The sequence below is a fragment of the Kitasatospora sp. NPDC057512 genome, from assembly GCF_042802135.1.
Classification (GTDB): domain Bacteria; phylum Actinomycetota; class Actinomycetes; order Streptomycetales; family Streptomycetaceae; genus Kitasatospora.
The window spans coordinates 1-8,206 of record NZ_JBHVET010000359.1; the positions used below are offsets into that span (position 1 = coordinate 1).

Genomic DNA, 8,206 nt, shown 5'->3' on the forward strand with positions numbered 1-8,206 from the left:
GGACCGAAACGTCCCCGCCCGCCCGCCGGGCCCTTTCCGTCTTCTCGTGGGGGTGATGAGCGTTGTACCGTGCCGTGGATGCCGTGCTGCTCAGGGCGGGGGCCCTGACCGTCGAACCGACCTGGCCGGACCTGGCCGGCGGGGACGCGGAGCAGTGGCGGGCCTGGCTGGACAAGGTCTGGTCGCATGCCCGGTTCGTCGAGGCCGTCGAGGCCGCGAGCCCTGTGCTGGCCGACCAGGTCCGCGCGGTGATCGACGGGCGGGGCCGGACACGGCGACAGGTGCGGCGCATCACCGTGTCGGTCCTCAAGTACGTGCTGCGGACGCAGTCCCGGGCCACCCCGTTCGGCCTGTTCGCCGGCGTTGCGCCCGCCCGCCTCGGAGAGCGACTCTCCCTCGCCCTCGGCGACGCGCACCAGGCGGTCGCCCGGCCGGACGCGGCGTGGCTGGCCGACGTCCTCGCCCGTCTGGAGAGCGACGAACTGCTGCTGGAGCGGCTGCCGGTGGTCGCGAACCCGCTGTGCTTCGCCCGGGGCGAGCGCCTGGTCGTGCCGTGGCAGGCCAACCCCGTCCACGGCGGCGACCCGCTGGAGGTGGCGGTACGCCGCACCCGCCCGGTCGAAGCCGCGGTGCGCGCGGCCGCGACCCCGCTGAGCTTCGGCGAGCTGGCCGGCCGGCTCGCCGAGGAGTTCCCCCGCAACGACCCCGCCGCGATCCGGCAGCTGCTTCGCGCGCTGGTCGCCCGGCGGGTGCTGCTGACCGCGCTGCGGCCGCCGATGACGGCCACCGACCCGCTCGGCCACGTCCTCGCTGTCCTCGACCGGGCCGGAGCCGCCGGCATCGGCTCGGCCGCGCCGCTGCTCGCCGTACTGCGCGACGTCCGTCAGGACCTGTACCGACACAACACCGGCCGTGCACACGGGCGGCAGCTGCGGGCCCGTACCGGCTCCACCATGGCGCGGGCCGCCGCCGCCGAGAAGCCGCTGATGGTCGACCTGCGCCTCGACGCCGCGCTCACCCTGCCGACGGCGGTGGCGCGCGAGGCCGCGGCCGCCGTCACCGTGCTGACCCGTCTCACCCCGCAACCCGGCGGGCTCCCGGCCTGGCGTGACTACCGGGGCCGCTACCTGGAGCGGTACGGGAGCGGCGCCGTGGTCCCGGTCCAGGAGATCACCAACCCGAACACCGGCCTCGGCTTCCCGGCCCGCTACCGCGACGCGGTTCACGAGCTGCCCGCGCCGAGCCTGAACGGCCGCGACGCCGAGCTTCTGGCACTGGCCCAGGCCGCCGCCGTCGAAGGCCGCCTCGAAACCGTTCTCGACGACAAGGCCGTCGAGAACCTGGCGCGGCCGGCGGTCGGCGGCCGCGTCCAGCCGCACGCCGAGCTGACGTTCACCCTCACCGCGCCGACCCGCGAGCACCTGGACCGGGGCGACTTCACCCTCACCGTGACCGGCACCCCCCGGGCGGCCGGCACCACCACGGGCAGGTTCCTGGACCTGCTCGCCCCGGCCGACCGCGACCGCATGACCGCCGCCTACGCGGCGCTGCCGACGCTGGACGGCGACGCCGACCCGGTGCAGGTGTGCGCCCCGCCGCTGCACACCCGCGTCACCAACGTCGGCCGCGCCCCCGCCGTCCTCCCGCTGCTGCTCCCGCTCGCCGAGCACCCCGACCCCGCACACGCCGTCCTCGACCTGGAGGACCTGGCGGTGTGCGGCGACGTGGACCGGATGTGGCTGCTGCGCCTGTCCACCGGCCGGCCTGTCGAGCCGCGGGTGATGAACGCGATCGAGTTCCGCAACAACACCCAGCCCCTCGCCCGGTTCCTGTGCGAGATCACCACCGCCCACACCCCCACCTACACCGCGTTCGACTGGGGCGCCGCCGGGCGCATGCCGTTCCGCCCCCGGATCCGCTACCGGCGCACGATCCTCTCCCCGGCCCGCTGGAACCTGCCCGCCGACGTGCTACCGCCGCGCACCGCCCCGTGGCCGCGATGGCAGCAGGCCGCCGCCGACTGGCTGTCCCGCTTCCGCGTCCCCGGCCGGGTGTTCCTCACCCAGCACGACCTGCGCCTGAGTCTGGACCTCGGCGAGAGCTCCCATCTGGTGCTGCTGCGCGACCACCTGGACGCCCACCCGGTGGCCGAACTCACCGAAGCCCCCGACCCGGCCGCCTTCGGCTGGATCGACGGCCGCCCCCACGAGATCACCCTGCCCCTGGCCGGCACCCGTCCGCCGGCCAGGCCCGGCCACCGGGGCGCGGTCGCGATGCGGACCTCCGGCCACCTGCCCGGATCCTCCCCCTACCTGTCCGCGAGGCTGTACGCCCACCCGCACCGGCACACCGAGATCCTGACCGCCCACCTGCCCGCACTGCTCGCCGCGTTCGACACCCCGCTGTGGTGGTTCCTGCGCTACAAGGACCCCGATCCGCACCTGCGGCTGCGCCTGCCGCTGCCGGACACCGCCGCCTACGGCCCGGCCGCCGGGCACCTCGGGGCGTGGGCCGCCCGGCTGCGCGACCTGGGTCTGATCACCCATCTGCAGCTGGACACCTACCACCCCGAGGCGGGCCGCTACGGGCACGGCGCGGCGATGACCGCCGCCGAGGCGGTGTTCGCCGCCGACTCCCGCGCCGCCGTCACCCAGCTCCTCCACACCGCCCACGACCCGCGCGCGGTCACCGCGGCCAGCATGGTGGCCATCGCCACCGGCCTCAACGGCATCCACACAGGGATACGCCGGCTCTCCACCAGCATCCCGGCCCGCGGCACGCCGCCGACCCCGGTCCCCCGCACCGTCCACCAGCAGGCCGTCGCCCTGGGCAACCCCGACGGCAACTGGGCCGCCCTGCGCGAGACCCCCACCGGCCGGGCCGTGGCCGACGCCTGGGAGCAGCGGCAGCGGGCGCTGGCCGCCTACCGCGACCGGCTCGAGGAGACGGACCCCGCCGACGAGTCGGTGCTGTTGTCCCTGCTCCACATGCACCACGTGCGGGCGCTGGGAATCGACCCGGAGCGCGAGCGGCTCTGCCACCGCCTGGCCCGCGCCGCAGCGCTGGCCCACACCGCGAAGGCCCAGCGGTGAACCGGGCCGCCCAGTCCCTCGCCAAGGGCGCGGCCGGCGTCGCCCTGCTGCACATCGAGCAGGCCGCCAGCGGTCGGGGGAGCTGGGGAAGCGTCCACGCCCACCTGGCGGCGGCGCTGCGCGGCGGCGTCAGCTCCGGTCACGGCATGGGCCTGTTCTATGGGGCGCCGGCCGCCGCGTACGCCGTCCACACCGCGACGATCGGGCCCGGCCGCTACGAGCGCGCCGTCCAGGCCCTGGACCGGGCGGTGGAGACGACGACCCGAGCCCGGCTGGAGGCCGCGCACGCCCGCATCGACCGGGGCGACCTGCCGGAGTTCGGCGAGTACGACCTGCTCTACGGGATGACCGGCATCGGCGCGCACCTGCTGCGCCACCATCGAGGCGGCGATCTGCTGCCCGCCGTCCTGGCCTACCTGGTGCGCCTGGCCGAGCCGCTTCCGGTCGGCCTGCCCGGCTGGTGGACGCACTTGGCGCCGTCCGGGGAGCGCTCGCCCGACTACCCGGGCGGGCACGGGAACCTCGGCCTCGCGCACGGCATCGCCGGCCCCCTCGCGCTGCTTTCCCTCGCCGTCCGCCGACGGGTGTCCGTGCCCGGCCAGATCGAGGCGATCCGGACGATCTGCGCGTGGCTCGACGGCTGGCGCCAGGAGGGAGCGGCCGGACCGTGGTGGCCCGAAGCCGTCACCCGCTCCGAGGAAGCCGCCCGCCGCACCCGCCAGCGCGGGCCGCTGCGGCCGTCCTGGTGCTACGGCACCCCTGGGCTGGCCCGAGCCCAGCAACTGGCCGGTCTCGCGCTGGGCGACACCGCCCGCCGGCGGATGGCCGAGACGGCGCTGCTCGGCTGCCTCACCGACCCCGCGCAGCTGAGCCGCGTCACCGACGACGGGCTGTGCCACGGGACCGCCGGGCTGTTCCAGACGGTGTGGCGGGTCGCCCAGGACAGCTCGGGCCCGGCATTCGCCGAGCAGCTGGACGTCCTCGCCGAGCACCTGCCGCCGGCCGGCGAGGACCCGGTCGGACTGCTCGACGGGGCCACCGGCGCCGCCCTGGCCCGGCACACCGCCACCACCCGCACGGTGCTGTCCGGCTGGGACTCCTGCCTGCTCCTCAACTAGCCGAAAGGGAAAGCGCGTTGACGAACCCGCCCGGGCCCTGGCCGGACGACGCCGCCTCCATGCTCCAACTGCACGTCCACTTCACCGACCCGGCCGCCGCCGAGCCCGCCGCGCTCGCTCACCTATGGCCCGTCCTCGTCGGCGCGGAGGAGGCCGGGCACCTCACGCACTGGCACTTCGTCCGCAAGGGCGACCGGTGGCGGCTGCGCTACCAGCCCGGGCCCGGCACCGGCCCCCACACCGTCGAGGCCGCCCTCACCGGCGCCCTCACCGCCGCGCGGGCCGCCGGCCCGGTGACCGCCTGGACCCGGGTGGTCTACGAGCCCGAAGTGCTCGCGTTCGGCGGCACATCGGGCATGGACGCGGCGCACGACCTGTTCCACCGCGACAGCCGCCACGTCCTTGCCCACCTCGCCGGGCACCGCGGCCCCGGCCAGCGGCGCGAGCTGGCCGTCCTGCTGGCCACCGCGCTGCTGCGCGGAGCCGGCCAGGAGTGGTACGAGCAGGGCGACGTCTGGGCCCGCGTCGCCGCCCACCGGCCCGCCCCCGACCCCGCGCAGGCCAACCGGCTCACCCCCGCCGTCCAGCGACTGATGTCCGTCGACACCGGCCCCGGCAGCGCACTCGCCACCGGCACCCTCGCCTTCGCCGCCCCCTGGATCGACACCCACACGCTGGCCGGCCAGGAACTGCGCCGCCTCGCCCACGACGGCCACCTGACCCGGGGCCTGCGCGCCGTCTGCGCCCAGCACCTGCTCTTCCACTTCAACCGGCTCGGCCTGCCCCCCACCGCCCAGGGCGCCCTCGCCACCACCGCTGGCCGCGTCGTCTTCGGACAGGAGTGACCATGGCCCAGCTGACCGAGACCACCGGCCGCTTCCCCCTCGCCCGCCGCTTCCGCCCGCCGTGCCGGCCGCTGGAGGACCGGGTGCGCCGCCTGGGCGAGCTCGCCGTGCAGGCCGACGACACGGCCGACACCACGGTCGCATCGTCGGTGCACAACGGTGCCGCACTGCTGGCCTGCGACGTCGGCCTGCACGGCCTGGCCCGCAAGCTGTGCGCCGACCACGCCGAGATCTTCTTCGCCGTCCGGCCGCTGCCGGGGAAGGAGGCGTGCTACTCCCTCGCCCCGCTGGTCAACCTGGCGAGCCTGCGGATCCGCGAGGACGACGCCGACCAGGCGTTCCGCATGCTCCACGAGCTCAACCGCGCGGTCGCCGCCCGCGCCGACACCACCGTGGACGGCATCACGGTGCCCGTCAGCACGCTCACCGCCACCGACGCGGACCACACCGAGATGGTGCGGTGGACGCGCGGCACGTTCCTCTTCGACGGCGCCCGCGCGCTGGTACGGGCGGGCCGGTGGGCGCAGGCCCACGATCACCTCGCGCGGCCCGGCACGATCGGACGGCGCATGTTCGAGGGCCGGCAGATCGCCGTGCTCGCCCTCGCCTGCGGCGGCGACACCGAAGGCGCGCTCGACCTGATCGCCGCCACCCTGCCCGGCGACCCCTGGGAAGCCACCGTCACCGCCTGCCTGGCCGCGCTGTGCCGCCGGCACGCCGGGCACCCTGCCGCCGACCCCGCCCCGATGCTCGACGGCTACGAGCAGCACCAGCGCGAACCGCGGTTCGCCGTCTTCGACACCCGCCTCGGACTCACCCTCATCGAGGCCGCCGGCGGCACCGGCCAGCCGGCCGCCGCCAGTACCGCCCGCTCCCTGATCGCCCGGACGCTGGAGCACGGCGACGGCTACGCCGCCCGGGAAGTCCTCGCTCACCCCGGCTGCTCCGGCCTGCTGACCGGCACCGAGCGCGAGCGGCTGACCGCCACCGTGGCCGCCTGCGGACTCGGCACCGAGCTGATCCCTCAGCAGCTGCGGAACGACCTCACCGCGGCGCTGGAGCGCAGCCGCTCGGTGCTGGTGCGCAGCCTCGCCGGCAAGGAGCGGTGATGGACTACCAGACCTGGCCCCGGGTCGTGGTCGTGGACGTGGAGGGCAACGCCGCCCAGCCGCCGGACCTGATCGAGGTCGCCGCCATCCCCGTGGCGGCCGGGCAACCGGTGCCCTCGTCGGCACGCTCCAGCCTGATCCGCCCGCCGCGCCCCATCACGCAGCCCGCGATGCGCGTGCACCGCATCACCAACCAGGACGTCGCCCGCGCGCCGACCTGGGAGCAGATCGCCGAGCGGGTGCACGCCGACCTGGAGGGCGCCTGGATCGCCGCGCACAACGCCCACACCGACTACGGCGCGCTGCTGCGGCACCTGCCGACGTGGCGCCCGGCCGCCGGCTGCGGCCGCGCCACCGATCCACGCTCCTTTCGGAACATGGCGGTCGCCCCCTGGAGGGGGGTGTCCCGCCCGGCTGGGTGTCCGCTGCACCAAGGAGAAGGGGAGCGCCGAATGATCCAGCCCGAGTCGCTCGCCGGGAACCAGCACCTTGCCGACAGCGTCGAGTAACGACATGAACTCGGAAAGTGATGCGCGCCGGACGGTTGCCGTCGACGGCGACGGTGCGCCGCATCGTCCGGCGCCTGGGTCCGCTCCTGGCCCTGGAAGCCGCTCCACGCCCGCGACCGGGCGCGGAGCGGCTGTGGATCGTGGACGGCACCCTGATCCCGGTCCGGGACCGGACGGTGGCCGCGTCCAGCCGCAACTACCGGTTCTCGGCGAACGTGCAGGTCGTCATCGACGCCGACACCCGCCTCGTGGTCGCCACCGCCCGCCCCGTACCGGGCAACAGGGCCGACGCCCACGCCTGGCGGGCCTCCGACCTGCCCGCCACCTGCGCCGGCACCACCGTGCTCGCGGACGGCGCCTACCTCAACACCGGCCTGGTCGTCCCTCACCGCCGACGACCCGGGCGCCCGCTCCTTCGAGCCCAGGAGGAGGACAACGCCGAACACCGCCGCGTACGCGCCCGCGTCGAGCACACCTTCGCCCGCATGAAGAACTACAAGATCCTCCGAGACTGCCGACAGAAAGGCGACGGCCTGCACCACGCGGTGCAGGCCGCCACCCACATGCACAACCTCGCCCGAACCCCGTGAACCAGCAGGCCAGACCACACATAGGCCTGCCCGCGCCCGGACTTCTGCAACAAGCTTTAGCCGGGCCAGCGCGGCGACCGTTTGGGCCAGGCGGACGGGCCCGGCCGATGGCTTTGAACGAGGCAAGTCCGCGCTGACGGCCAGAAGTCACGAATGGAATCGGACACGGACGATGATGGCGTCCTCCGGCAGGTTGTGGAGGTACTGGTCCGCGAAGTCGAAGTACGCGTTGGCCGCGACCGGTTGCTGCGGCGTGGGGGTGTACTCGAAGCGGTCGATCCACCGGCCGTCGATGGTGACCAGGATATTCGTGGTCTGGACCCGTATCGCGGCTCGATGCATGTACTGTTCACGGCTCACGTCGAAGTGCCCGATGGGGTCTGAGTGTTTCGTCCAGGTGGGCGCGTACGGGTCGGACTGCTGCCAGGCGGCAATGGCCTGGATGAGCGGCTGTTTCCTGAACGCCTGGTAGGCCGAGCCGGCAGCGGAGGACCCGGACCGGCTGCGCTCGGTGATTGTCCGGAGGGAGTGGGCCGGTGGGAACCGGGCAGCGAAGGTGAACCAGGCATCCCACTCGGTGGCAGCTGCGACAGCTGCGGCTGTGCGCTCGGTGTCGAGGTCGAGGAGGCCTCGGGGCCCGCCGTCGCAACGGTGTGCGGGCTGTGCCGGGCGTGGGGAGCCGTCCAGCCAGGTGGGATGACGGATCAGTCGCGGGTCGTTCTCATGGCCCAGACGGACGGCAAGGCCATGCTCGCCGTCGCCTCCGTAGACGTGCCACCAGTCCCATTCCCCTTGCCAGCGGTTGTCGACCGGCTGGGCCTCGTGCGCGAAGGGGGCGAGGGAGGCAGTGAGAGCGGCCATGACATTCTCGGCAGGGGTCGCCTCCAGGCAGACCGTGGCGATGTCTCTGGGCATACTGTCTCCTTGTACGGAAGCGGCATTG

The 8,206-nt window shown here is 74.7% G+C and carries 6 protein-coding genes and 1 pseudogene; 6 read left to right on the forward strand and 1 reads right to left on the reverse strand.

What is annotated here, in order from left to right; all coding sequences use genetic code 11:
• Positions 1-83 precede the first annotated feature (83 nt).
• The 6 genes and pseudogenes from ACFU6K_RS22645 to ACFU6K_RS22670 all read left to right on the forward strand — a co-directional run.
• Positions 84-3,092, forward strand: coding sequence for a lantibiotic dehydratase (locus ACFU6K_RS22645; RefSeq protein WP_380665724.1), 3,009 nt, complete (start codon positions 84-86; stop codon positions 3,090-3,092).
• On the forward strand, positions 3,089-4,210 hold the full coding sequence (locus tag ACFU6K_RS22650; RefSeq protein WP_380665726.1) for a lanthionine synthetase C family protein: 1,122 nt from the start codon (positions 3,089-3,091) through the stop codon (positions 4,208-4,210). Before ACFU6K_RS22645 ends, ACFU6K_RS22650 begins: the two co-directional genes overlap by 4 nt.
• 17 nt (positions 4,211-4,227) lie before the next feature.
• Positions 4,228-5,055, forward strand: coding sequence for a thiopeptide-type bacteriocin biosynthesis protein (locus tag ACFU6K_RS22655; RefSeq protein ID WP_380665728.1), 828 nt, complete (start codon positions 4,228-4,230; stop codon positions 5,053-5,055).
• 2 nt (positions 5,056-5,057) lie between these two features.
• Positions 5,058-6,164, forward strand: coding sequence for a hypothetical protein (locus tag ACFU6K_RS22660; RefSeq protein ID WP_380665730.1), 1,107 nt, complete (start codon positions 5,058-5,060; stop codon positions 6,162-6,164).
• A complete protein-coding gene (locus ACFU6K_RS22665) occupies positions 6,164-6,673 on the forward strand; it encodes an exonuclease domain-containing protein (RefSeq protein ID WP_380665732.1) in 510 nt (169 codons plus the stop codon). Before ACFU6K_RS22660 ends, ACFU6K_RS22665 begins: the two co-directional genes overlap by 1 nt.
• Positions 6,674-6,714: 41 nt before the next feature.
• A pseudogene (locus ACFU6K_RS22670) lies at positions 6,715-7,263 on the forward strand (transposase); the annotation flags it as partial.
• Between the two features lie 147 nt (positions 7,264-7,410).
• On the opposite strand, the gene ACFU6K_RS22675 reads toward ACFU6K_RS22670, so the two are convergent.
• Positions 7,411-8,178, reverse strand: a complete 768-nt coding sequence (locus tag ACFU6K_RS22675; RefSeq protein WP_380665734.1) for a hypothetical protein — start codon at positions 8,176-8,178, stop codon at positions 7,411-7,413.
• Positions 8,179-8,206 lie beyond the last annotated feature (28 nt).

Excerpts from the sequence above, each read along its gene's own strand:
- ACFU6K_RS22660 (WP_380665730.1), top strand. The coding sequence starts at position 5,058 with ATGGCCCAGCTGACCGAGACCACCGGCCGCTTCCCCCTCGCCCGCCGC.
- ACFU6K_RS22665 (WP_380665732.1), top strand. The coding sequence starts at position 6,164 with ATGGACTACCAGACCTGGCCCCGGGTCGTGGTCGTGGACGTGGAGGGC.
- ACFU6K_RS22675 (WP_380665734.1), bottom strand. The coding sequence starts at position 8,178 with ATGCCCAGAGACATCGCCACGGTCTGCCTGGAGGCGACCCCTGCCGAG.